The organism is Paramuribaculum intestinale (genome assembly GCF_003024925.1).
GTDB classification, from domain to species: domain Bacteria; phylum Bacteroidota; class Bacteroidia; order Bacteroidales; family Muribaculaceae; genus Paramuribaculum; species Paramuribaculum intestinale.
On record NZ_PUED01000374.1, the window covers coordinates 1 to 1,061 of the forward strand.

At 39.8% G+C, this 1,061-nt stretch carries 2 protein-coding genes; one reads left to right on the top strand and one right to left on the bottom strand.

Annotation, left to right across the window (positions count from 1 at the left end):
* Window positions 1-207 (top strand): restriction endonuclease subunit S (locus C5O24_RS13670; protein ID WP_133165621.1); only part of this gene is annotated, 207 nt, incomplete at its 5' end.
* Here C5O24_RS13670 and C5O24_RS13675 read toward each other — a convergent pair.
* Window positions 191-1,061, bottom strand: an 871-nt coding sequence (locus C5O24_RS13675; protein ID WP_133165622.1) for a restriction endonuclease subunit S, incomplete at its 5' end; no start/stop codon positions are given. The genes C5O24_RS13670 and C5O24_RS13675 overlap by 17 nt on opposite strands.

Below are 1,061 nucleotides of genomic sequence, written 5' to 3' on the forward strand. Positions count from 1 at the left end.
GAATATCTCTGCGCATGGCTACGTTCGCCATTCTTTCTCTCTTATACTGCTGAATGTTGTTATGGAGTTAAGATGCCTCGATTAAGCACCACCGATGCTCGTAAAGGTATTATACCCATTCCTCCTATAAATGAACAGAAGCGTATCACTCAGAAATTAAGCAAAATTTCAGAATTATTATCAAATCTCTCTATTTCAATAGACTAACGATAATATTATCCAAACAATTAAACCACCCTTGAACACGTTCAATAATAGCACGCTGTGTGTTCAATGGTGGTATCGGGATATGTATATCCTCAACGATTGATTTTCCAACTCTTTGTTGGCCAACAACTCCATTAAAAGTTCCCGTACAACATTTAATGAAGTTATCTGACTTGAAGAATAGTAATGAGAACTCAGGAATCAATATTGTGCTTCTGAATATGAGCAGTTCTGTTGTTCCTGCGCCAATCCCATTTGGGAGATCTCGTAGAATCATAGATTTTCGATTCTCCAAACATGGTGATATTTTGGCTACCGCAATATCTCCGTCTGCAAAATGTGTGAATCCTGATTTTATTTCACCCCACTGTTTTACATCATAACGAAATTTGTTAGAGTAGCCGTCATGGATTGACGCCATCGGAACAAAGCCTGCTTGAATATTATCCGAAGCCTTGTTCTTCGGATTGATTTCAAATACATCTTTGATTCTGGTCAGCACCCAGTTATCCGGCAATTGCGGATAATGTGGGTTATCCGTTATTATCTTTGCCTTTGGATTGACGCGACGGAGCATCTCGGTGGCAGGCTCGTCCGCCGGGTCTTGCGGCACGAGCTTTCCCTGCATCGCGAGGTCAAGGATCTTGGATTTCGTTAATGCTATAGACTGAGATAATTGCTGTTTAGATTCCCTAATTTCACAAATAATAGACATCAACGATTCTATCATTGTTAAGATACGCCTTTGTTCTTCTATCGGGGGAATTGGCAAATGTATATTATTCAGATTGTCTTGCGATAGTTTAGGCTGTGCAGAGCCTGTTATATAATCGTCTAATGGTATGGTATTGATA